This window comes from Pseudomonas sp. NFX5 (assembly GCF_049132125.1).
Taxonomy (GTDB): Bacteria; Pseudomonadota; Gammaproteobacteria; order Pseudomonadales; family Pseudomonadaceae; genus Aquipseudomonas; species Aquipseudomonas marginalis.
On the sequence record NZ_JAFMZG010000032.1, the window covers coordinates 290,831 to 313,858 of the forward strand.

Annotated in this window: 19 protein-coding genes; 14 read left to right on the forward strand and 5 right to left on the reverse strand. The window is 54.0% G+C overall.

The genetic code is table 11. The features are described from left to right. Nucleotides 1-361 precede the first annotated feature (361 nt). Together J1N02_RS23990 and J1N02_RS23995 are read right to left on the reverse strand one after the other, a co-directional pair. Nucleotides 362-1,282, reverse strand: a complete 921-nt coding sequence (locus tag J1N02_RS23990) for a LysR substrate-binding domain-containing protein (RefSeq protein ID WP_421147883.1) — start codon at nt 1,280-1,282, stop codon at nt 362-364. A gap of 563 nt (nt 1,283-1,845) precedes the next feature. Beyond that, on the reverse strand, nt 1,846-3,189 hold the full coding sequence (locus J1N02_RS23995) for an OprD family outer membrane porin (RefSeq protein ID WP_421147884.1): 1,344 nt from the start codon (nt 3,187-3,189) through the stop codon (nt 1,846-1,848). 267 nt (nt 3,190-3,456) lie between these two features. Here J1N02_RS23995 and J1N02_RS24000 point away from each other — a divergent pair, with 267 nt between their 5' ends. Next, nucleotides 3,457-3,594 carry a hypothetical protein gene (locus tag J1N02_RS24000; RefSeq protein ID WP_421147908.1) on the forward strand — a complete coding sequence of 46 codons (138 nt, stop codon included), beginning with the start codon at nt 3,457-3,459 and terminating at the stop codon, nt 3,592-3,594. Nucleotides 3,595-3,726: 132 nt separating this feature from the next. On the opposite strand, the gene J1N02_RS24005 is transcribed toward J1N02_RS24000, so the two are convergent. Then, the gene (locus J1N02_RS24005; protein WP_421147885.1) at nt 3,727-4,194 is read right to left on the reverse strand and encodes an ABC transporter permease subunit; all 468 of its coding nucleotides are present in this window, start codon (nt 4,192-4,194) and stop codon (nt 3,727-3,729) included. Nucleotides 4,195-4,898: 704 nt separating this feature from the next. Here J1N02_RS24005 and J1N02_RS24010 point away from each other — a divergent pair. Further along, nucleotides 4,899-6,179, forward strand: coding sequence for an OprD family outer membrane porin (locus J1N02_RS24010; RefSeq protein WP_421147886.1), 1,281 nt, complete (start codon nt 4,899-4,901; stop codon nt 6,177-6,179). A gap of 96 nt (nt 6,180-6,275) precedes the next feature. Here J1N02_RS24010 and J1N02_RS24015 read toward each other — a convergent pair whose 3' ends face one another. Continuing rightward, entirely contained in the window at nt 6,276-7,175 is a 900-nt protein-coding gene (locus J1N02_RS24015; RefSeq protein WP_421147887.1) for a LysR family transcriptional regulator, read from the reverse strand. A gap of 237 nt (nt 7,176-7,412) precedes the next feature. On the opposite strand from J1N02_RS24015, the gene J1N02_RS24020 reads away from it, so the two are divergent. The 3 genes from J1N02_RS24020 (at nt 7,413) to J1N02_RS24030 (ending at nt 12,400) form a co-directional block, all read left to right on the forward strand. Then, on the forward strand, nt 7,413-9,470 hold the full coding sequence (locus J1N02_RS24020) for a hydantoinase/oxoprolinase family protein (RefSeq protein WP_421147888.1): 2,058 nt from the start codon (nt 7,413-7,415) through the stop codon (nt 9,468-9,470). Next, nucleotides 9,467-11,176, forward strand: a complete 1,710-nt coding sequence (locus tag J1N02_RS24025) for a hydantoinase B/oxoprolinase family protein (protein ID WP_421147889.1) — start codon at nt 9,467-9,469, stop codon at nt 11,174-11,176. The genes J1N02_RS24020 and J1N02_RS24025 overlap by 4 nt, the downstream gene beginning before the upstream one ends. Nucleotides 11,177-11,356: 180 nt before the next feature. After that, nucleotides 11,357-12,400: an ABC transporter substrate-binding protein gene (locus tag J1N02_RS24030; RefSeq protein WP_421147890.1), complete on the forward strand. Its 1,044-nt coding sequence runs from the start codon at nt 11,357-11,359 to the stop codon at nt 12,398-12,400. 283 nt (nt 12,401-12,683) lie between these two features. On the opposite strand, the gene J1N02_RS24035 is transcribed toward J1N02_RS24030, so the two are convergent. After that, nucleotides 12,684-13,580, reverse strand: a complete 897-nt coding sequence (locus J1N02_RS24035) for a LysR substrate-binding domain-containing protein (RefSeq protein ID WP_421147891.1) — start codon at nt 13,578-13,580, stop codon at nt 12,684-12,686. 261 nt (nt 13,581-13,841) lie between these two features. Between J1N02_RS24035 and J1N02_RS24040 the strand changes: the two genes are divergently transcribed. The 9 genes from J1N02_RS24040 to glsB all read left to right on the forward strand — a co-directional run bounded on the left by J1N02_RS24040 (nt 13,842) and on the right by glsB (nt 22,054). After that, a complete protein-coding gene (locus J1N02_RS24040) occupies nt 13,842-14,873 on the forward strand; it encodes an ABC transporter substrate-binding protein (protein WP_421147892.1) in 1,032 nt (343 codons plus the stop codon). A gap of 47 nt (nt 14,874-14,920) precedes the next feature. Further along, on the forward strand, nt 14,921-15,967 hold the full coding sequence (locus J1N02_RS24045) for an ABC transporter ATP-binding protein (protein ID WP_421147893.1): 1,047 nt from the start codon (nt 14,921-14,923) through the stop codon (nt 15,965-15,967). Continuing rightward, nucleotides 15,964-16,824, forward strand: coding sequence for an ABC transporter permease (locus J1N02_RS24050; RefSeq protein ID WP_218441726.1), 861 nt, complete (start codon nt 15,964-15,966; stop codon nt 16,822-16,824). Before J1N02_RS24045 ends, J1N02_RS24050 begins: the two co-directional genes overlap by 4 nt. Continuing rightward, nucleotides 16,821-17,618: an ABC transporter permease gene (locus J1N02_RS24055; protein ID WP_421147894.1), complete on the forward strand. Its 798-nt coding sequence runs from the start codon at nt 16,821-16,823 to the stop codon at nt 17,616-17,618. Before J1N02_RS24050 ends, J1N02_RS24055 begins: the two co-directional genes overlap by 4 nt. Next, nucleotides 17,615-18,721, forward strand: coding sequence for an NAD(P)/FAD-dependent oxidoreductase (locus J1N02_RS24060; RefSeq protein WP_421147895.1), 1,107 nt, complete (start codon nt 17,615-17,617; stop codon nt 18,719-18,721). Before J1N02_RS24055 ends, J1N02_RS24060 begins: the two co-directional genes overlap by 4 nt. After that, a complete protein-coding gene (locus J1N02_RS24065) occupies nt 18,714-19,025 on the forward strand; it encodes a (2Fe-2S)-binding protein (protein WP_007979996.1) in 312 nt (103 codons plus the stop codon). Before J1N02_RS24060 ends, J1N02_RS24065 begins: the two co-directional genes overlap by 8 nt. Further along, a complete protein-coding gene (locus tag J1N02_RS24070) occupies nt 19,022-20,428 on the forward strand; it encodes an FAD-dependent oxidoreductase (protein WP_421147896.1) in 1,407 nt (468 codons plus the stop codon). Before J1N02_RS24065 ends, J1N02_RS24070 begins: the two co-directional genes overlap by 4 nt. Nucleotides 20,429-20,503: 75 nt before the next feature. Next, nucleotides 20,504-20,866 (forward strand): RidA family protein, encoded by a 363-nt coding sequence (locus J1N02_RS24075; RefSeq protein WP_421147897.1) that lies wholly within the window; start codon nt 20,504-20,506, stop codon nt 20,864-20,866. A 279-nt stretch (nt 20,867-21,145) separates the two neighbouring features. Further along, on the forward strand, nt 21,146-22,054 hold the full coding sequence (glsB, locus tag J1N02_RS24080) for a glutaminase B (protein WP_421147898.1): 909 nt from the start codon (nt 21,146-21,148) through the stop codon (nt 22,052-22,054). The last annotated feature ends 974 nt before the right edge of the window (nt 22,055-23,028 follow it).

Here is a 23,028-nt window from a genome sequence, read left to right on the forward strand (position 1 = left end):
AGCACGTGCAACGCAATTCCCGCAACGGCTGTATCTGAGTTTAGCCGGATTGGCCGATGGCTGGCTCGCCGTGGATACACTGTCGTTAGTCAGCAAGACCGTCTCTGATACGTTGCGTGCCCCCCCTTTGTTGAGCAGCATCGAGAAGAGTTAGTGAGTAACACAGTCAGGGTCAGCGTGAGGCAGCATGCTGCAGTCCATTTCAGTGGCAAGGCGATATGCAGGGCAACGAAGTCTCGACTCCTGTGGAGAGCGGGACTTTGTGCTCTCTCTGGTGCGAGGGTGGCAACGAGTATGACTTTGAATGCGCACACGACCAAGTGATCAACCAATTACGTCGTTCTGGGTATCGGAGGTGGCGCTATCCTCGGACAATAAGATTCGCAGGCACCATCTTTCGTATCTCTCGCCGGGCATGGTCAATGAACGGCTTGAGGATGAGTGTGGATGAGTTGCGTTGCGATATGACGATAGAAAAGTCGTCTATGATTGCGGGCTCAAAAGGGATGAACTTGAGCATGTTTCCCGTATAGGCGCTCGCCGTCAAAGCATCAATAATGGAAACTCCCAAGCCCGCCTCAGCTAGCTTGAGGATTGCTGAAGAAACCTGAGTTTCAGCACTCATACGTCTGTTGATGCCATGCATCAGTGAATCGATTTTCTTACGCGACTCCATCAATAGCATGTAAGAAATAAAACTCTCACCTTCAAAATCCTCTGGATGCAAAACTTCCCGACTCGCTAAGCGATGGTCTACCGGTACGACTCCGGCCATCTTGGCCGATACCAAAATCTCGCTGTTGCTGTAGCGAGTCGCTTGCATGGGAAACATCGCAAATCCTAAGTCGCAGCGGTCGCGCTGAACCATATCGAGCACTGTCGACGAGCTATGCATGTGCATTGAAACCACTGCATCCGGGTGCTCACGCGTAAAGCTCGCTATTGCCCGAGGCAGAAAGGTCAATGCCATGCTGGGGGCTGCGGCAATTTCCAGATAGCCCATCTTTAAAGCTTTGATATTGGATGCCGCGTTAGCTATGCGCTCAATGCCGATCAACGACTGCTCAACGTCTTTAAATAATAACGCGGCCTCTGCTGTGGGCAATAGACGACCTTTCGTACGTGTAAAAAGAGGAATAGCGATGCGTTCCTCCAGGTCAGAGATTAGGCGTGTTACTACAGGTTGAGTAATCTCGAGCATTTCAGCGGCGCCAGTAACAGTCTTGCGCACCATGATGGCGCGGAACGCTTCGAGGTGGCGCAAAGTGATTCGATTTTCCAAAGCATCCTCGCTGGCTAATAGTTTTACAGTATGAAGGTAGATTTTAGCACTAAAAATTGTCTAATTTTAATTCATGAATATTGATTAAAATCAATGGCTTGTGTAGGTTTTTTGCTCCTATTGCTAAATGGTATCCTACAGAAATTTGGTGACGAGATCGGTACCGGTCTAGCCGCTAGTGCGATCCTTCGCCTTTACTTCCCTATCAAATTCATAAGCCGCCTGCTTATGCTTTATAGATGCGGTTACAGATCATTGGCAATCCAGAGACTGTGCCCGCTGGCTAGCGGCCGCGATAGTGAAGGTAAATACGGTCGTAAAGACTGTCAAACGGCATTTTAAGCCTTTCTTGGGTAGTTCAGGGTTGACGCTGGTCGGGGAACTTTGCAGGGCAGCGCCGCGCTGCACACTACTTGTGCACAGCGCGGCCAACCTCGCGCATTAAAAAGGGGAAGCCACAGACTTACCTAGCAATATAGGGATTGCTCTAAGGTTAAAGCATTTAAAATGCTTGAGTTTGATTAAAATACATTTGTTTTAAACGATGCCTATCAACTCTGCTCCTACCATAGGGCATAAGTGTAGTTGACGTAGAATCGGGTCTGATCCTGATCCTGAAGAGTTGCAGTAGGCAACTCAGTGCGAAAGTTTGCTCGGCGCAGAGAGAAACCCAATCCTTTAAGAGCACCGGACTGAAGGACGTAGTCCAGACGAACATCGCGCTCCCACTCGCTATACCTTTCAGTCGTAACGCCGCCAGATCCACGTATGTCGCGACCGCTAATGTAGGTCAACCCAGCTTTAAGGCCCGGCACGCCCAGCGCGGCAAAATCGTAGTTGTACATACCAAACGTCGAATTTTCACCCGCGCGAGTGAAACTGTTGATCATGATATCGGTATTGAGATAAACGCTCGCGCCGCCTTCGCCTTCAGCGCGCCCCCTCCCATCGACGACATTAGCGTTGTTAATAAAGACCATCCCACCGCTGTCGCTGACACGCTGATGACCCATGGTCAGCGCATGCCCACCGAGGGTATAAGTGAATGCAGCAGACCAGGTATTGTTGTCGACTGCACCAGTATTGCCTTCGTTAAATCCATTCCTGTAAGCGTAATTTGAGTCACTTCCATTTTTGCCATCAGACTTGCTATTGAAATATCGCAGGTCTGTCTTGAACGACTGGTCAGGCGCAATCTGGTAGACATGCACCAACCCTAGGAAATTTTGACGGTAGTAATCTTCAAGATTGGCATAGTAATACTGAAGAGTCAGGTCTTTATTGACTTTCCAGTCCACACCGCCGAACCGAAAACCATCGGAACCCTTGCGACCGCCTGCGGCGATACCTGCCCAGTTGCTGGAGGCGCGACCTATCTCACGATTCAGGTTGCCGGCAGTGAAAGTAAAATCATCTACCTCCTTCGAAGTCAAAATGGCGCCCTGGTAGCTCGCAGGGAGCAATCGACTGTCATTTGACATCAGAATGGGCAGGTTCGGCGCTAAAGCGTTACCCGCTTTCAGTTCGGTTTTAGAGAACATGATCTTGCCGTTTGCCCCCAGACGACTCCAGTCATCTACCGGCGATCCATCGGTTTTCGTCGGGGAAATCGTATTGCTCGTAGTAGTGCTGTGCGGAGAGATACCGCCACCCAGATTTAGACCCAGCAACCCCTGAACATCCAATCCAAAACCGACGACACCTTGCGTATAGCCCGACAAATAGTCGAACCTCAGACCCGTTACGGTTTGGCGCTGATCAACACCGTTGGGACCGCGCTGATCATTTTCATAGTACAACGTACGAGAGCTAATGGACGCCTTGCTGTCTTCAATCAATCCGGCGGCATTAGCCTGTTGAACTGTAACGCCTAAGGCAATGGCGAGTGCCAGCGTAGACTTGATCACTGAAAATGCTCCTATGTTTTTATGGTGTTGAGTTGCATCGCATGGTGAAAGTGGATTGATGCGCAATCCAGAATCTCACCAGTGCAATGCTATTTAGCAATAGTAGTGCCATTGATATATAAGTTGTTGTTTTTAAAGGTTATATAATTTAAATCAACGATTATTAATAGTGTTTAAATATCATCACATGCTTAAATACTATTGATTTGGAGTAGAGCTGTGGAGAATCGAATCACTTTGCGCCACCTCGAAGCATTTCGAGCCATCATGGTGCGCAAGATCGTTACTGGCGCCGCTGAAATGCTCGAGATTACTCAGCCCGTGGTAACACGACTTATCTCTTCACGCGCACCAAAGGTCGGCTTCTGCCCACGAACGAAGCAGCCTTACTGCTCAAAGATGTAGAGCAGTCATTGATCGGCATTGAGCGCATAGCTAACGCGGCATCCAATATCAAAGCTTTAAAGATGGGCTATCTGGAAATTGCCGCAGCCCCCAGCATGGCACTGTCCTTTCTGCCTCGGGCGATAGCGAGCTTTACGCCTGAGCACCGGATGCAGTGGTTTCAATGCACACCCTGCGGCGCAGCAACAAGCCGGACATCCCGCAAGCTCGGCCAGCTTCGATCTCACTGGCCGGTACGGCCTGGATCGCACCTCTGATGATTTCCGCTGTGTACGCTGACGTATTCAAGGCCAGTGCAAGGATTGCGCACCAGTAGGGCTCGCGTAGAAACGGCCACAGCACCGACTGACGCAATCCCGGAATTTGCCCCAGTCCGTAATAGATGAGGAATATCTGCACGAGAAGCGGTGTTCCGCGAAAAGTCTCAATGTGCGCGCTGGCTATCCAGCGAAACAACCGATAACGGCTGCTGGCGGCGGATGCGATCACGACAGCCAGAATAAAACCCGCAGCGAGTGCCATCAGCGCAAGTTGGAGAGTGAGCGGTACGCCGCCCAGCAGTTGCTGGAAGATATCAATCAGAAAATCCCAATCCATCATCAACGACTCCACGGTCTGGCAAGGCGCTTTTGACCACGGATTTGCATTGCTGCTGACCAGTCGTTTGCATTCGACCTAGCCAGGCAGAATGTCGATTTTTTGCTGTTCCCTGAACTGTCCCTCACCAGCTAACTGCTGCCAAACATCCTATTCCGGAAGCGCGCCTTTGGCGTGAACTGCCAGAGAGATGAATGGCACACTCGAAAACAACCACGGATCACTAGAGAAGGACGTAGCCACCTAGGGGCTACCCCTTACTTTTCAACTCCCCGTTCTAAAGTACCAATTCCGAGCTTCGTGCCAATGCCACCTGCCCCTCCCGCATCCCCTCTGCTTGATGGTTAACGCGGGAAGGGGGGGGCGACGGGAAAGGTTAGGCGTTGCGCAAAGAGCGCTGCTCGGGCAGTAAAGATTAGCCATATCGCGCGATGTCCTACTGATTCAGGTTGTTCATTCATATCGCTTATACCCCTATAAATTACAGGGCATAGCTCTCTCGGGGCTTAACCCGTATGGTCAACGCACTGCAATAACAACATCAAATGGGCTATTACAAATCTTAAAAAAATAAATACTAATGCCTATTAATGCAGCGCCATACCAAATAAGGCACTCCGCTTCGACTAGACATAATCAATTTAGGATTATGCCCACGCTCACATACTGCCCCCCAAAATAGATAAATATAATTGCGAGGTAACTCTGTGAAGAAAATACGTCTTGTTACGGCGATTTCTGTATGTACGTCCAACCTGATTTTTTGCTTGTCCCCTCAGGCAAAGGCTGACTTCTTAGAAGACAGCAAGTTGACGTTTAAAACTCAGAACTATTACTATCGAAACGATTTTCGCGACGGCACTGGCCAAAACCAAAAGGCAGAGTGGGCTCAAGGATTTACGGCCAACTTCAGCTCAGGATTTACCTCTGGTAACGTAGGTTTTGGACTGGATGCTGTAGCTATGCTTGGTTTGAAGTTGGACTCAGGGCCAGGTCGTACGGGTACTGGGCTCTTACCGCAACATGACGCATCTGATCCAACGAAGGCAAACACGAAAGAACCAGGTGATGAGTACTCCAAACTCAATCTAACCGCCAAAGTTCGCATTCTGGACGATACCCTTCTCAGGCTGGGAGCGATTGATGAGTCGGGCCCGCTTGTCCAGCCCAATACCAGCAGGCTGTTTCTTCAGACCTTCGAGGGTGCTTGGATCAACCATAAGTTTTCTGATGAAATACAGTTGGGCGGCGGGCAGTTTCAGAGGGTGCGTGAACGCGACTCGACTGACTACCAGCCGCTCAGAATTGCTACTCAAAGCGGCCAATATAGGGTAACGAATGAGGGGGAAATGAACCTCGTTAACCTCACTTACAAGCCGTCGAAGCAGTTGAGTTTCGGGTACAGCGGTGGACAGCTTGAGGACGTCTATAAACAACACTTTTTAGGCGCCCTTATCAATATTCCCGTGGGGCCTGGTTCCATCTTGGGTGATATCCGTACGTTTCGCTCCACTTCCGATGGCGCGGCCCATGCTGGGGACATAGATAACAAAGCCTTCAGTGGTCAAATTGGTTACCAACTGAGTGGTTCAACATTCCGTGTTGGCTATCAAAAAATGATGGGATCGACTGCATTCACTTACCTTGATGGCACGTCGACCTACCTTTTCTCAGAATCTCTGATCGCTAACATGAACAAGCAGAACGAGCGCGCCTTGATGCTTCGCTTTGATCAGGACTTTGCGCCGCTGGGGTTTCCAGGGCTGGTTGCTTCGGTCAAGCATGTGAGGGGCGATAACGCTGAAGTCCACAATTTCGCAAGTGAAGGCAAAGAATGGGAAACTGACATGGACTTAGGCTACACCATCCAAAGCGGACCATTGAAATCGCTATCCACGCTGTGGCGCCATGCTGTGTATCATAGCAACTATGCGCGAAACCAAGAACAGGATCGACTTATTTTCAGCTATCCTTTTAGGATTCTATAATCGCTATCAGTTAGCATTTAAGGATTATGTAAGAGCATTCACAACGGGCCCAGCTATATGTTGGGCCTTTTGGTTGATGGCGAAAGCGTGGGGGCTTCAGCGAGCAAGTGTTTCGCCAATCAGTTGTCGTACCCATGCATGCCCCTGATCTTTTTGATGGCGCTCATGCCAGTATACTGAAACGTTGAATAGGGGAAGTGCAAGCGGCACCTCTAACAAGGTAGTACCACTTATCTTTTTGAAACCATCCGCTACGCTGAATGGCAAGGTGGCAATGAGATCCGAAGATCCGACTACGAACGGGCACGCTAGGTAGCTAGCCAATGTCGTGCCGATTAGGCGAGTACGGTCCATTGCAGCCAAGGTGTCGTCAATTTGCTGGCTGAAATTTCTGGTATGTGCAGCCAAATCAATATGAGGATATGCAAGGAAAGTATCCAGCCCCCAACGCTGCTTCAGGCAAGGGTGCCCTGTGCGTACAATACATACTGAACGCTCTTCAAACAAAAACCTCGCTCGCAAGGAAGGGGTAGGATGAGGGAAATGGCCTAAAACCAGCTCGACATGATTGGTCTCAACCATGTTCAGTCCATGAAAAAGCTTCGCTGGAACAACCCTGACTACCAGACCTGGAGCATGCTCGCTGAAAATAGAGATAATTTTCGGCATTACCGCATACTGCAAGTAATCCGAGGCGTAGATCGAAATTACCCTTCGCGTACTGGATGGGTCGAACTCACTTTTAGGCTGTGACTCCAAGCGCCACCGATCCAGCAATGGGCGAAACGCTTGATTTAACTCATGAGCTTTCGCAGTAGGTCCCCAGGCTCCCGCCTCTCGGACGAACAACGGATCGTTGAATATCCTTCGCAGCCGACTCAGAGCCGCGCTCATTGCTGGCTGACTGATACCCATCTGCTCCGCAGCACGGGACACGCTTCGAGTCGCCATAAGCGCATCGAAGTGGACAAGGAGGTTCAGGTCAGCATTTTTCATCTCGTCACATTCATCTATGAGCCATCCATCAGGTTGCGGGCATTGACGCAGCCTTCCCAAATCGCGAGCGGATCCTCGACTTAGCCCAATGCCAGCGCTGGTTCATCATCTCCCGTATGCCCACACTTTTCGAGCCAAAGAGGTATTTGCCCTAATTATATTTACATAGACATTAGCATATGGATTGGGTTAGGCACACCTCGTAGGATCAGTCACACCCAACACGTGGAGCTGGTCATGTATCGTATAGGCATAGATGTAGGTGGAACCTTCACCGATTTCACCATGATTAACGAAGATAACGGTCAAGTTGAATACCATAAGGTGCCGTCCACTCCTCATGATCCGTCCGAGGCAATTGAGAACGGTATCTCCGATCTTCTCCGAAACCACAAAGTCAGTGCCGATCAGGTGTCTCATATTGGCCATGGCACTACCGTTGCAACCAACCTCATCATCGAACGAAAAGGCGCGTCGCTCGGCCTCATCACCACGCGCGGCTTCCGCGATGTCATGGAGATCGGGCGCCAAATTCGACCTAACCTCTGCGACTACAGCGTAGGTAAGCCTCCAAGCCTGGTTAAGCGCATGCACCGTGTTGAAGTCGGCGAGCGACTGGATGCGCAAGGCATGGTTGTCGAAAGCCTTGACGAAGAAGCTGTTCGCCAAGCGGCCATGATGTTTGCTAAAGAAGGTTTGGAAGCCGTCGCCATCTGCTTCCTCCACTCCTATCGCAATCCTGTTCACGAGCAGCGTGCCAAGGCGATTGTTCAGGAGATTTTGCCTTCCACGTACATCAGTATCTCCAGCGAAGTGCTACCGGAATTCCGCGAGTACGAGCGCCTCTCCACTACCGCCCTCAACGCAAGTGTCGGGCCTCGCATGGCTCGTTACCTTGATCGTTTCCTGGAGCGTGCCAGAGCGATGGGCGTGGCTGGCCAACCACTGACGGTACATTCCAACGGTGGTCTGATGTCACCGGATGCGGTCCGTGAGTTTCCGGTAAGAACGTGCTTGTCTGGGCCTGCGGCAGGCGTGGTGGGGGCAGCAGCTGTTGGACGCCACATCGGCCAACTCAATCTCGTGACGTTTGACGTGGGTGGTACGAGCACCGACGTTTCGCTCATCAGTGGTGGCAAGCCGTTGTTCACCTCCAGCCGTCAGGTTGCGGGATATCCAGTGAAAACCCCAATGGTGGACATTCACGTTATTGGCGCCGGTGGCGGCAGTATCGCCTGGCTGGATGATGCCGGTTCACTGAAGGTTGGCCCGCATAGCGCTGGTGCTGTCCCTGGCCCTGTTGGGTACGCTCGCGGCGGCACTGAACCGACGATTACTGACGCTGAAATCGTGTTGCAGCGCCTCAACCCGGAAGTGCTTTTGAAAGGCCGTATGCGGGTGGATGCTGCGGCCGCACGTAGGGTCATCGAGGACAAGGTCGCCAAACCCCTCGGCCTGAGCTTGGAAGATGCAGCAGAGGGCATCCTGCGCATTGCGAACGCAAACATGAGCCGTGCCATCCGAGCGGTATCGACTGAGAAGGGTCATAACCTTGCTGAGTTCGCGCTCTACGCCTACGGCGGGGCGGGTGGTCTGCATGCCATGGACGTTGCGGAAGAGTGTGGCATTTCGACCGTGGTCGTACCGCGAGAGCCAGGGACCATGTGTGCTCGCGGAATCCTCCTGACTGACATTTCCTTCGACTTCGTCCGCAGCGCTATCACCACAGCCAGCGCACAGAACTGGAAAGGCATTGTGGAACTCTTCAACCAGTTGAAGGGCGATGCCACCAAGTGGCTGGATCAAGAGCGCGTAGACACTGAAATGCGGCAATTGGTATGTGCCATCGATGCGCGCTATAACGGCCAGAACTTTGAGGTTCTGGTGCCGATGGAAGCGGTAGGGCCAGATGATCTGGATTCGTTCGAGGCGGCGTTCCATGTTGCCCATGAGCGTGAGTACAGCTACCAAGTAGAAGGTCGGGCCATTCAGATCATCAACTGCCGTGTTCAGGCGGTAGGACGTGTGCTGAAGGCGCCGCTTGCTGCTGCACGCGCAGACACCACGCTCGCCGACGCGAAAGTCGGGCAGCGTCAGGTATACGCTGGCAAGGCGTACGGTTGGTGCGAGAGCCCAATCTACGACCGCGATTTGCTGTCAGTTGGCATCGTCGTTGAAGGCCCCGCGATCATCGAAGAGATGAGTTCCACGACTGTGCTCGGCCCAAATCACGAGGCCCTTGTTGACCCGCACGGTAACCTGATCGTCACTCTGCACCTGGGAGCACAAGCATGAGTACCCAACAAATTACCAACACCGCAACCATTGCTGATCCCATCGAGATGGAAGTGTTCGTCAACCGACTGCTCTCCATCACCGAGGACATGAACAACACGCTCGTACGCTCTTCGTTCTCTACCAATATCAAAGAGCGTAAAGACTGTTCGGTAGCGCTTTTTGACCGCGCCGGGCGGCTGGTCTCTCAAGGCACGCAGATCCCTCTTCATCTGGGTTCGCTCAATGGTGCCGTTGAAGCAATCCTAGCGCAGTATCCAGTGGATACGATCAAAGACGGCGATACCTTCATCTGCAACGATCCGTATCTGGCTAATGGCAGTCACTTGCCTGACATCAACATCGTCACTCCAGTGTTCTGGGAGGGTACCCTGCGCTTCTTCGCAGCGAACATCGCCCACCACTCGGACGTTGGCGGCGCGGTTCCAGGCTCGATTGCCGGTGGACTCACGAGCATTTTCCAGGAAGGGATTCGTATCCCCGTAAGCCGCATCGCCCGCAATGGGGTCATTGAGGACGATCTGCTCCGGTTGATCTGCTCAAACTGCCGCGATCCCGAAGAGCGTGGTCTTGACCTTCGAGTGCAGATTGCGACCAACGAGCGCGGGTCCGAAGCCGTCAGGGAACTCATCCGCCACATGGGCTTGCCGAAAGTCCTACAGTCGGTTGAGGACGTTCTGACCTACACCCGTACTCGCTTGGCTAACCGAATCGCCGAACTCAAAAAGGGCAGTTACCAATTCACCAGCATGCTCGATGACGACGGCATGGGTGGCGGCGACCCGGTTCCAATCACTGTGACTCTCACCGTTGCTGACGGCATCCTCACGTTCGATTTTACCGGTTCAGGCCCGCAGGCACGCGGTGCGATGAACCTCCCTATCAACGCGCTGAACGCGACTGTTTACTACGCTGTTATAGCGCTGCTGGATCCTGAACTCCCACCCAATGCAGGTCTGTTCGCAGCGATCCGTGTAAGTGCCCCCAAAGGGACCATCACCAATCCTGAGATGCCTGCTGCTGTCGGCGCTCGATCCATTACCGCGCAAAAAGTTGCGGGCGCAATCTTCGGTGCGTTCCGTGGGTTGCTGCCCAAGGAAAAGGTCATGGCATCCGGCAACGATCTGTGCCCAGCCATTGTGTTCTCTGGTCCATTGCATCAACGCGCTGGTGAGTTCATCTATCTCGAAACCATTGCGGGCGGCAGCGGTGCACGCTTCGACCTGGACGGGATGGATGCGGTCCACGTGCACATGACCAACTCCTCCAACCTGCCTGTCGAGGCAATGGAAAACGAGTACCCATTGCGCGTTGAGGAATATGCACTTATCCCTAACTCAGGTGGTGCAGGCCGTACACGCGGCGGGATGGGGGTCGCTCGGCAGATCAAGGTGCTGGAATCTGGCATCGTCTTCTCGGCTCGCTCAGACAGCCATACCGTGGGTGTTCCAACGGGCGTAGATGGTGGCCATGACGGTCGCCGAGCGCGACTGCTTCGAAATCCTGGCGGCCAGAATGAAGAGGTGATGTTTTCAAAAACCTCGAACATCACGCTCCAGGCTGGCGAGAGCATCAGGATCGAAACCCCAGGCGGGGGCGGTTATGGTGAGCCGTCCAAGCGTGAGGCCAATAAGCTGCGGCAGGACGTCCTTGATGGCCTTGTCTCTGCTGAATGCGCAAGCGAGGACTACGGTTTTAGCCTCTAAGCATCGCGCGGGTGCCTGAATAAGGCCCCGCGTTTTTTGCGTTATGAAAAATTTTGAGCAGGTATAAAAACAACAGCATGGCCTAGGTTTTCTTCACTGCCGACGCACAGAGCACTAAGTGCTCTTTCATCGTTTTAAGCATACCTGGCTATACAGTCCAATTTTTTGAGGGATCCGAGCATGATGCGTAAATACATTTCTGTGATCACCTTGTCCGCCTCTGCGGCTCTATGCCTTGGCGTCAATGCCGCTCAAGCTGAAACCCTATATGTAGGTGGCGGGGGTGGCTCGATTGAGCAAATATTTAAAGAGAAAATCATCCCTTCCTTTGAAGCGAAAACTGGCGCCAAAGTAGTTTACGTCCCTGGCAACTCCACTGATACTCTCGCCAAAATTCAAGCGCAGAAAGGAAATCAGCAGATGTCCTTTGTGATGTTTGACCACTTGCCAATGTACCAGGCAGCCAGTCAAGGGCTTTGCTCAAAGCTTGATGACAGCGAAATCTATCATAAGCTTTACTCTAAGGCGTTGACGAAAGATGGATCATTTGTAGGGATAGGTTTTCTGGCTACAGGACTAGGCTATAACACGGAAGTGTTTGCTAAAAATGGCTGGAGCGCACCAACATCGTGGATGGATCTGGTAGATGGCAAGTACAAACAACGTATTGCGATCCCTCCCATAACTAATGGCTATGGTTTGGCGACACTCCTGATGATGGCAAAGCTTAATGGGGGGAGTGAAAATAAAATTGAGCCTGGCTTCGACGTAATGGTTAATAAGGTTTCCCCCAACGTCGTTTCTTGGGAGCCATCTCCTGGAAAAATGGCCGAGATGTTACAAACCGGTGAGGCTGCAATGGTCGTGTGGGGAAATAGCCGGGTCCAAGCAGTTAAAAACCAAGGCGCGCCAGTCGAATTCGTTTATCCCAAGGAAGGTGCCTTTGCGATTATCAACTCGGGTTGTGTAGTCGAGGGTGGTCCGTCACCCAAGCTGGGTCAGCAGTTCCTGCGACACATCCTATCCGCTGAGTCCCAGTTGGCGCTGGCCTCTGGTGAGGGATGGGGCCCCGTGAATAAAGATGTAAAACTCCCGGAAGACGTTGCTAAGCGCGTGATTTATGGAGCTGATCAGGTCGATGCTCTTCTTTCCACTGATGCTGAATTGGTTAATACAAAGCGGGCAGAGTGGACAACCCGCTGGAATCGGTCTGTAGAGCACTAATGTCACTGAGATTTCGTTCTGGCTAAAGGCGCAACCGTAGTACGCCCTGATCGGGTAAGGCATAGGTTGCCATCCAGCATAAGCCCCCTCGCCGCCGAGATAGTGCAATGGCCCAATCTTGGCGAGGGGGCGACGTGGGGGTGTATCAAAAAATCCCATTCCACTAAACGGCCATACTCCGTTGGCATGCCACAGCCTAGTTAGGATGCCATTGTAGGAATACGCTAGCTGCCAGGCTGGTGTATGTGGGATGGCTAATATGTCATTTTCACGATTATAAAGTTCAGAAATTCTGCATCGTGGCTCGCAACTGAGCGGCGAATGCTTCAGCCAGCTTCATTCGATCCCCAGGATAAGGAAATATCACCGCACATCGAGACGCAAGTTGTTCTCGTATTGGGATTACCACTACTTCACTCGACTGGAACGGCAGTGCCGTAACCTTGGAGATGAGACTAATCCCTGCTCCGGCTGCTACAAGTGCGCAGGCTACCAACGAATTAGGTGTTTCTAGCACCACGTTGGGCGAGATGTGCAGTTTCGTAAAAGCTTCCTCGATTTGATATCGAATATAACTGTGCTGAGAAAGAAGAATCATCCGCTCTCCATCCAGATCAGCTAATGAGATACGATTTTTTTCAGCCAGTGCATGGTCTTTCGGAATTACAGCACAGATCGGAACCGGGTCTAAAGGCTCGATGGAGATAGAGGCTTTGGATAGAGGAAGTTCAACCAGTGCTACATCGAACTGGCGAGTGGCGATTTGATCGGCAATTTGGCGGCTGGGTAAGACTTGAATGAAAACCTTGACCTTTGGACGGTCTTTCAAGAATTCCGCAACAGCGCGCGGCACTACACCTAATGACAATGATGGCAATGTGGCTATGCGCAACTCTCCCGCGCGAAGCTGACCGATGTCTTGCGCTGTCTGAGCAATGCGATCAAGGCTACCGTAGATAGGTTCGATTTCGCGAAAAAATGCTTCACCTTCAGGCGTCGGTATCAATCTACGTCCACGCCGTTCAAATAGCTTGTAGCCAATTCTGAGTTCCAGCAAGGCGATTGAGCGGCTGATGGCGGGCTGCGTCACACTCATCATCTGTGCCGCTCCAACCACGGTGCCGGAGCGCACCACGGAGTAGAAAGCTTCTATCTGGCGTAGGTTTACAGCGGGCTTCATGTGGATGACTCATGTTGGGCTGTTCAAAAGGGCATCGCCTGTCCGGAGACCGATGCTGCCCCATTGATTGGTTTCAAACAAACCCGGGGGGGGGGCCGCGCTAGAGCGCTTAGATCATCATACATAACATTCATGCATAAGCACGCGTCAAAATGTGCATTTTCAGCACCTCTGATCAGTGCCTAAGATGACTACATGCCTGGCGCCGCGCATTCCTAGCCGTCCAGATATTCGACCGTGCCAACGATGTAGGAACCCTAAATGAATAAGAAAATTGCCTTAATGAGCACTTTGGTTTTCACCGTCTCAGTCAATGCCCATGCCGCAACGACGCTCTATGTCGGGGGTTATGGCGGCTCGACGGAAAACATATTCAAGGAAAAGATCATTCCGCCGTTCGAAGCGAAAACCGGCACGAAAGTGGTGTATGTGCCCGGCAACTCGACGGACATTCTGGCCAAACTTCAAGCGCAGAAGGGCCAGCAGGAACTATCCGTGGCAATGATTGATGACGGCCCCATGTACCAAGCCGTCAACCAGGGCCTATGTGCTGACATCGAAGCCAATCCCGAGCTAGAGAACTTGTACCCGGGGGCAAGAATGCCAGGTGGCAAATCGCTAGGCATCGGCTACATCGCTGTGGGCTTGGCATACAACAAAGCCGTGTTCGCCAAAAATGGCTGGGCCGCTCCTACCTCCTGGCACGATCTAGAAGATCCTAAATACGAACAGAAAGTGGTTATCCCTCCTGTCACTAACGGCTACGGGCTTCTGACCCTGCTGATGATGGCCAAGCTTAATGGCGGCGGCGAAACCAACATCGAGCCCGGTTTCTCGGTAATGACCAAAAAGGTCGGGCCCAACGTACTCGCGTGGGAGCCATCTCCCGGCAAGATGGCTCAGATGCTGCAAACCGGCGAATCGGCGCTGGCGGTGTGGGGCAACGGCCGTGTGCAAACGGTGATCGCCCAAGGCGCACCGGTGGAGTTCGTATATCCAAAGGAAGGTGCTGTTGCATTGCTCAGCGCTGGATGCCCGGTCGCAGGTGCGCCAGAGCCAGACCTGGCGCAACAATTCTTGCGCCATGTGACCTCGGCGGAATCGCAAAAAATCCTCGCCGAAGACAACAGCTGGGGGCCTGTGAACAAAAACTCGAAGCTTTCCCCTGAGGTGGCCGCTCGTGTGGTGTATGGCCCTGAAAAAGTCAACGCACTCATCGCTCCAGACTACAACGTGATCAACGCTAAGCGCAGCGAGTGGACCACCCGCTGGAGTCGCGCGGTTGAGCAGTGAGATGTACTCCAAAATAATTAGAACACAGCTGTAGTGAGGCAATTCGCATGAGCTTCTTAAAGTTAGAAGGCATTTCCAAGCACTACGGTGATTTCGCCGCAGTCGTAGATACCACCCTGCACATTGAAAAGGGAGAATTCGTCAGCTTGCTCGGTCCTTCCGGCTGCGGCAAAACCACCACCTTGCAGATGGTAGCGGGGTTCGCGCAGCCAACCCGTGGGCGGATCATCCTTGACGGGCGAGATATCACCCAGGTCAAACCCAGCCAACGCGGGCTGGGCATCGTTTTCCAGAGCTACGCGCTATTCCCGCATATGACTGTGGCAGACAACGTCTCTTTCGGCCTTGAGATGCAGAACCTACCTGCCGCCGAGCGTCGCCAGCGGGTTAAAACTACCTTGAAACTGGTACACCTTGAGGCCCTGGCCGAGCGTTACCCGCGCGAGCTGTCTGGTGGCCAACGTCAGCGCGTCGCGTTAGCTCGCGCCTTGGCCATCCAACCACCTGTGCTGCTACTCGATGAGCCGATGGGCGCACTGGATGCAAAGCTGCGCGAAGAGATGCAGATCGAGTTACGTGCCCTGCAACACAGCGTTGGAGTGACCACGATCATGGTTACACACGATCAGGCAGAGGCAATGACCCTGTCTGACCGCGTCGTGCTGATGAACAAAGGTGAGATCGAACAGGTTGACCGCCCGCTGGACATGTACGAACGCCCCAGCGGCCGCTTTTCTTCGACCTTCCTGGGCAAAGCCAACGTATTCGACGGCACGCGCGCACAGGCTGGCGCGATGTTTGAAACACAGGGTCATAAGCTGCCCTCAAACGACCAAGGTATTGGTGAGCTGTCCTATATCGTGCGTCCGGAGAAAATTAATTTTACCGATCAAAGCGCTCTGCTGCGGGGTCAAGTTAGCGCAAGGGTGTTCCTTGGCAACCACTGGCTGTACCAAGTGCAAACGACGCTGGGCATGATGCAGGTTACTCTGCCTAACAACGGTCTCCCGCAAGTGGCTGAGGGCGACGATGTCGGCCTGAGCTGGCAGGCCGAACATGCCCGGCTGGCTCCGCGGGCAGGAGGCAAGGTATGAGCTGCTCCCGCAGCGCCTTGCCTTATTGGCTGGCAAGTCCTGGCATGCTGATGGCGCTGGCCTTCGTGGCCTTGCCTCTGATGATCATGCTGTCATTGAGCTTCTATAGCTACCTACCCGGCGGCGCGGTGAGTACCCAGGTGACTCTGGGCAACTACGCCGACGTGCTCAGCGACAGCTACTACTACTCCATCTTCGCCCGTACTTTCGGTATGGCAATACTGGTAACAGCCTTATGCATTGTTATTGGGGTGCCGGAGGCCTACCTGTTGAGCCGGTTGTCACCGCGCTGGCGGGCGATCTCTATTGTGATCGTGTTGGGTCCGTTGCTGGTTTCGGTAGTGGTGCGCACATTGGGTTGGGCGATCCTGCTCGGCAACGAAGGTGTGATCAACAAGGTCCTGATGGAACTGGGCCTGATCGATTCGCCAATCAAGATGATGTTTACCTTTGGCGGGGTAGTGGTCGCCATGGTGCATGTACTGGTGCCGTTCATGGTACTGGCAGTATGGGCTTCGATACAGAAGCTTGATCCGGCCACCGAACAGGCAGCCGAGTCGCTTGGAGCGGGTCTGCTTACCATTATGCGCCGTATCGTCTTTCCCCAAGTGATTCCGGGTGTTCTATCCGGAGGGTTGATCGTTTTCGCATTGGCCACCAGTGCCTTCGCTACGCCCGCCATCATCGGTGGCCGTCGACTCAAGGTGGTACCCACCACTATATATGACGAGTTCCTTGGCAACCTTAACTGGCCGCTGGGTGCCACTCTGGCAGTGGTGCTGTTGGTGCTGGTAATGGGGGTATCGATGGGTATCAACCGTCTGGTCGAGCGTCGTTACAAGCAGGTATTCCAATGAACAGAACCTCTCGATGGCTACTGGTATTCCATGGCCTGTTCATCACCTTCATGCTCGCTCCCCTGGTGGTAGTGGTACTGGTGTCGTTCACCGACAAGGGTTACATCGCCATGCCCTTTGACGGAGCGTCGTGGCGCTGGTACACGGCCATGCTCAGCGATGACAGTTTCATCACGCCGTTTTATCGCAGCCTAGGGCTGGGCGCGATAGCCGCTACCTTAGCCACTCTACTAGCAGTACCAGCCGGTATGGCCATCGCTTGGCATCGCTTCCCAGGGCGTGAAGTGGTGCTTGGCGCGCTAATGTCACCGCTGATGGTGCCCCATGTCGTGCTGGGTATCGCCCTATTGCGCTTTCTGACGGCGATCGGCGGCTCCAGCACCTTCTGGGGGCTTACTGCTGCCCACACGGTCGTGGTGCTGCCTTACGTGCTGCGCTTGGTAGTGGCTGCGGCTACGGGCTTTGATCGCAGCACTTCGCAAGCGGCTCAGTCGCTAGGTGCTTCGGCCTGGACGGTATTCTGGCGCATTGAGCTGCCGCTGATTATCCCCGGTGTGGCGGGCGGTTGGCTGATTGCATTTATCAACAGCTTTGACGAGCTGACGATGTCAATTTTCGTAGCTTCGGCTAGCACCGAAACCCTGCCGGTGAAGATGTACAACTACATCGCCAACACCATCGACCCACTGCTGGCATCCGTGTCGACGGTGCTGATCGTGCTGACCCTGGCGTTGATGATCCTGCTAGACCGCTTCTATGGGCTGGATCGGGTATTGGCAGGTAAGACCTCATGAACAAAACGAGCATCGATACCCTGGTTATTGGCGGCGGCGTGGTAGGGATGTCTATCGCTTACGGCCTGGCATTGGCAGGGGAGCGCGTTCGGGTGTTGGATGAGGGAGACGATGCCTTCCGTGCTGCCCGCGGGAATTTCGGCTTGGTGTGGGTACAGGGAAAGGGTGTAAGCAGCCCGAACTATGCGCGCTGGACAATGCATTCAGCGAAGGGCTGGCAGGCTTTCGCGCAGGATCTGACTGACCGCACCGGCATTTCACTGGAACTTGAACAAAACGGTGGACTGAATTTTTGCTTAAGCGAGCAGGAGTTGGAGCAGCGAGTCGCCAGCATGGAGTCATTACGGTTGGCGTTGGGAGAACCCTACCCCTACGAGGTGCTAGACCACGCTGCGCTTCGGGCTCTGACGCCGCACATCGGCCCCAAAGTGGTGGGGGCTACGTTTGGCAACCTGGATGGCCATGTTAGCCCGCTTCGTTTGCTGCGGGCTCTGTTCGCCGCCTTTCGTGGGTTGGGTGGGGAGCTAATCAATCCCGCGCGCTGCGAGCGCATCCAGAAGCTCTCCGATGGCTTTCATGTATGGGCAGCGGGGGTGGAGCATGTGGCCGACCGCATAGTGCTGACTGCGGGCCTTGGTAACCGTCATCTAGCGCCGATGGTCGGTATCGATGCTCCTATCGAGCCGAACCGGGGGCAGATCCTGGTGACCGAACGGATGAAACCGTTCCTCAAGTTTCCTTCCGGGGTGATCCGCCAAACTGGCGAAGGTGTGGTGCAGATCGGAGACTCCAAGGAAGACGTAGGGCTAGACGACAGTACTTCCTTGGAGCAGTTGGCGCGTATCGCCGATCGTGCGCGGCAGATTTATCCCCTGCTGGAAAACGCCAACGTGGTACGCACCTGGGGCGCATTGCGGGTGATGACACCTGATGGCCTGCCAATTTACCAACAGTCCACCCAATATCCTGGTGCGTTCCTGGTGACCTGCCATAGCGGCATTACTCTGGCTTCGGCCCATACGACAGATCTGGTGCGCTGGCTGCGTGGTGGAGACGAACCGGCATCGATCAAAACCTTTAAGACGGACCGCTTCCATGTTTAAGCCAATCACGCTCCCCGTGGCGCAACAACCGGCCCAGGTGCAGATCTGGGTCGACGGGCAACCGTTGGCGGCGCGTGCTGGTGAAACCTTGGCCACCGCCCTACTGACCCATGCCGACGAACCTTTCCGTCACTCAGCGGTGTCGGGTTCGCCACGCATGCCGTTTTGCCTAATGGGCGCCTGTTTTGAATGTCTGGTGGAAGTGGACGGCCAGCCCAACGTGCAGGCCTGTATGGTACAGGTCCGCGCTGGTATGCAGGTTAGGCGGATGCATGGTGCACGCCAAGCGGAGGCCCGAGCATGAGCGACTTTACCCATGATGTGATCGTGATCGGCGCGGGCCCAGCGGGGCTGTCAGCCGCCATGACTGCTAAAGCACAGGGGCTTCGCACCTTGCTGTTAGATGAGCAGGTAGGGCCTGGCGGTCAAATCTACCGCAACATCTCCGCGATACCGCCAGCGGTGGCTGAGCTATTGGGCAAAGACTATCGCCATGGCGAAGGCTTGACCGCAGGTGTAGAGCGGGCATCGATAGACATCAAATATGGCGCGCTGGTGTGGGATGTGGCGCGCGACCTAACGTTGACAGTTCAGCAGTTTGGCAAGTCGTTCCAAGTACGTGCGCCGCAGTTGATCGCTGCCACGGGGGCTTTGGAGCGCCCTTCGCCAATTCCAGGATGGACTCTTCCAGGGGTACTTACAGCCGGTGCAGCTCAGATTGCGCTAAAAAGCGGTTCCAGCGTACCGGCTGGACGGGTGGTGTTGGCAGGTGCTGGACCATTGCTGCTGTTGGTTGCATGTCAATTGCTCGACGCCGGGGTGGATGTGCGCGCTATCGTACAGACCTCGCCGCATGGCAACTTGGTCCGTGCCTTGCGCCACTTGCCTGCTGCGTTGGGGGCACCGGCTTACTTGGTTAAAGGCTTGCGCATGTTGATGAAACTCCGGAAGGCCGGTGTGCCGGTGCACAGTGCCGCCCACGATTTACGTGTGGAAGGCCAGCAGCAGGCCGAGGCGCTGGTGTTCCGCGCCGAGGGCCGCGAATGGCAATACGAAGCCGAGACTGTCCTGCTGCACCACGGGGTAGTGCCCAATACTCAGCTCAGTCGCCTAATGCGAGTCGAACACGACTGGGACGTTGAACAACTTACTTGGCGGCCTCGCCTAGATGCCTGGGGTCAAACATCGCTGGCAGGCTTGCGCATTGCCGGTGACGGGGCGGCAATCGGCGGTGCGCTGGCGGCTGAGCCAGCTGGTGCGTTGGCCGCGATAGGCGCAGCGCTCGCGCTGGGCAAGCTCGACGTAAGGAATGCTGAAGCCCAGGCAGCTCCGTTACGCGCCCAATTGGCACGACAACTGCGGATCAGGCCTTTCCTGGATGCGCTTTACCGTCCACCCAAGTGGCTGACCGTACCGAGTGACGACACTGTGGTATGCCGCTGCGAAGAGGTGACCGCTGGGCAGATCCGCGAGATGGCTCGTTTGGGATGCCAAGGGCCGAACCAAACCAAGTTCTTCAGCCGCTGCGGCATGGGACCTTGCCAGGGGCGGATGTGCGGGCTGACCGTAACTCAACTGCTGGCCAGCAGTGCTGGAACTACCCCAGTAGAGGTCGGTGCATACCATGTACGTTCACCGCTCAAACCGGTCCCATTGGGGTCGCTAGCGATGCTGGCTGAGCCAGGGCCGGTCGAGCCGCCGCATTGACTTCGCCCCATCTCTAATTACCTAAGCCTTTATCGAGCCACTTTTTTAGTGGCTTTCCTTACCAAGGAGTATTGAATGTCTACGATCCAACGCATCCAAACTGGCCCAAGAATGAGCAAAGTCGTAATCCACGCCGGGGTAGTTTATTTGAGCGGGCAAACCGCCTCCGGAGGAGAGTTTGCAAGCGGCAACATCACCGAACAGACTCAGGCCGTCCTGGCGAAAATCGAAAACCTGCTGGCTGAAGCCGGCAGCGATAAGACCCGAATTCTCTCCACAACAATCTATCTGAAGACTATGGAGGATTTCGCCGCTATGAACGTGGCATGGGAATCTTGGATCAACCCCGAGCACACGCCAGCCCGTGCCACGGTGCAAGCGCTGATGGCTAGCCCTGACTTACGTGTGGAAATGTCTGTAGTCGCCGCATGCGACTGATTGTGTCTTAGAAAGTACGTTATCCCTCGCTTGGGATGACAGCGTGGGCGGAGGGGTTAATTTTTTTGGCTAGCAATACAGGCCCCGTGTGATAGAGCTGTTTGCATCTAACCAAACCCTCCCCTCAAAGCTTCTCGATGGAGATACTGGCGACTCTCAGAGCATTGTTCCATACGTGATCACTGCCGCCATTTCACTCCGAATGTGTGATCTCCCACTCAGTCTTCGTTAAGGATGGTACCGCGTTGTGTCATCGGAGAACTGATAACAGGGCCTTCCATGAAAACGCTGTTGAACGAGATTCTCGACGAAGTACGTCCCTTGATCGGCAAGGGCAAAGTGGCTGACTACATTCCCGCGCTGGCCGACGTGCCGGCGCAGCAGTTGGGCATCGCGGTGTATGGCAACGATGGTAGCTATCACTGCGCAGGCGACGCGCTGGTGCGTTTTTCGGTGCAAAGTATTTCCAAAGTGTTCAGCCTGGTTCAGGCGATTGGCCACTCCGGTGAAGCCATTTGGGAACGGCTTGGTCATGAGCCCTCGGGCCAGCCATTCAATTCGCTGGTGCAGCTGGAGTGCGAGCGCGGGCGCCCACGTAATCCCTTTATCAATGCGGGTGCGTTGGTGATCTGCGATATCAACCAGTCGCGCTTCGCAGCACCCACGTTGTCGATGCGCGATTTCGTACGCCGGCTATCGGGCAATCCCCAAGTGTCGATGGATACCCGTGTGGCTGATTCAGAGTATCAATTCCGCGCGCGCAACGCTGCCATGGCTTACCTGATGCAGTCATTTGGTAACTTCCATAACGAGGTCGAGACTGTGCTGCGCAGTTATTTCAGTTACTGCGCGCTGCAAATGAATTGCCTCGACTTGGCCCGAGCGTTTTGTTTTCTGGCCAACGATGGGTTCTGCAAGCACAGCGGTGAGCAAATTCTGACCCGGCGCCAGACCCAGCAGGTGAACTCGATCATGGCTACTAGCGGGCTGTATGACGAAGCAGGAAATTTCGCCTACCGCGTGGGGTTGCCAGGCAAGAGTGGCGTGGGCGGTGGGATTGTGGCAATCGTGCCGGGTCAATTTACCGTATGCGTGTGGTCGCCGGAGTTAAATGCTGCTGGCAACTCTCTCGCCGGGATGGCTGCGCTGGAGTTGTTGAGTTCGCGGATTGGGTGGTCCGTGTTCTGAGTAGCGGGCTGGCCCACTAACAGAGAGTGAGTAGGGTTTTTACTATGGCGCCTTACGGCGTTCCAGGTTTGAGCTTCATGGCCTGCTACGTCAAAGGTTTCGACTTCAAGAATGACTCAGGCATCGATGTTTATGGCAAAGCCATAAATACAATATTCAGTAGTAACAAAGCGGCGCCTTTAAGCCGCCCACGGCTCTCTCCTGAAACTAATGAAGTCCATGCTTAGGAGTAGTGATGTTCAGACCAGTTCTAGCTCTAATGAATCGGGCGCGATACCTGCAGAAATTTACGCTGATATTCTCGGTATTTATGCTTCCATTCTGCTGGCTATCATTTGATAAATTGGAAAGTCTTTATCAGGAACGCCAAGCGACCCATCTCGAACTGCTAGGCCTTGAAGCTGTTGGTAAAAGCTTATCGGAATACAGGAGTGCCACGGAACTCGCCGGTCTCCAGGTGGTAGCGTACGCACGAAACAAGCCTGATGTCTACGGGGTCATAACCCGCCAAGGTGATGCACTCAAACAACAAACATTGGGGCTAAATGAGTGGTTGGGGAACAGCCCGTTCTCCGATCACCTCGTCAATACGGATTCCCAGGCGCCGAACGCTAAAGGTTCGAAGCTTTTGAGCATGCAATATAATGAGCAAGCCCGAGCGCTGCAAATGCGTTTGAGTGCCATTAAGGAAATTGCCGCATCCGCTCGACTGAGCCAGGACGCAGACTCCCTTGTCTACCGCAACATGGCGTTGCTAACCGATGAGATTCTGCCCCTGTATCAAGTCCTCGGGCAGACTCGGAGTTATGCGAGTTATGTCACCGCCTATGGTTATGTTGATTCGACTACAAAACCAACGGTTGTGAATCAACTTAACAATTTTGATCGGTTTGTTCAGGCGCGTAATAGTGGGGTAGGCAACAACGAAGCACGTGCACTCATCGCTGATACTGCTCAAGAAACAGCGTCCAAAT

Excerpts from the sequence above, each read along its gene's own strand:
- J1N02_RS24000 (WP_421147908.1), top strand. The coding sequence starts at position 3,457 with ATGGTGCGCAAGATCGTTACTGGCGCCGCTGAAATGCTCGAGATTACT.
- J1N02_RS24005 (WP_421147885.1), bottom strand. The coding sequence starts at position 4,194 with ATGATGGATTGGGATTTTCTGATTGATATCTTCCAGCAACTGCTGGGC.
- J1N02_RS24015 (WP_421147887.1), bottom strand. The coding sequence starts at position 7,175 with ATGAAAAATGCTGACCTGAACCTCCTTGTCCACTTCGATGCGCTTATG.
- J1N02_RS24020 (WP_421147888.1), top strand. The coding sequence starts at position 7,413 with ATGTATCGTATAGGCATAGATGTAGGTGGAACCTTCACCGATTTCACC.
- J1N02_RS24025 (WP_421147889.1), top strand. The coding sequence starts at position 9,467 with ATGAGTACCCAACAAATTACCAACACCGCAACCATTGCTGATCCCATC.
- J1N02_RS24030 (WP_421147890.1), top strand. The coding sequence starts at position 11,357 with ATGATGCGTAAATACATTTCTGTGATCACCTTGTCCGCCTCTGCGGCT.
- J1N02_RS24035 (WP_421147891.1), bottom strand. The coding sequence starts at position 13,580 with ATGAAGCCCGCTGTAAACCTACGCCAGATAGAAGCTTTCTACTCCGTG.
- J1N02_RS24040 (WP_421147892.1), top strand. The coding sequence starts at position 13,842 with ATGAATAAGAAAATTGCCTTAATGAGCACTTTGGTTTTCACCGTCTCA.
- J1N02_RS24045 (WP_421147893.1), top strand. The coding sequence starts at position 14,921 with ATGAGCTTCTTAAAGTTAGAAGGCATTTCCAAGCACTACGGTGATTTC.
- J1N02_RS24050 (WP_218441726.1), top strand. The coding sequence starts at position 15,964 with ATGAGCTGCTCCCGCAGCGCCTTGCCTTATTGGCTGGCAAGTCCTGGC.
- J1N02_RS24055 (WP_421147894.1), top strand. The coding sequence starts at position 16,821 with ATGAACAGAACCTCTCGATGGCTACTGGTATTCCATGGCCTGTTCATC.
- J1N02_RS24060 (WP_421147895.1), top strand. The coding sequence starts at position 17,615 with ATGAACAAAACGAGCATCGATACCCTGGTTATTGGCGGCGGCGTGGTA.
- J1N02_RS24065 (WP_007979996.1), top strand. The coding sequence starts at position 18,714 with ATGTTTAAGCCAATCACGCTCCCCGTGGCGCAACAACCGGCCCAGGTG.
- J1N02_RS24070 (WP_421147896.1), top strand. The coding sequence starts at position 19,022 with ATGAGCGACTTTACCCATGATGTGATCGTGATCGGCGCGGGCCCAGCG.
- J1N02_RS24075 (WP_421147897.1), top strand. The coding sequence starts at position 20,504 with ATGTCTACGATCCAACGCATCCAAACTGGCCCAAGAATGAGCAAAGTC.
- glsB (WP_421147898.1), top strand. The coding sequence starts at position 21,146 with ATGAAAACGCTGTTGAACGAGATTCTCGACGAAGTACGTCCCTTGATC.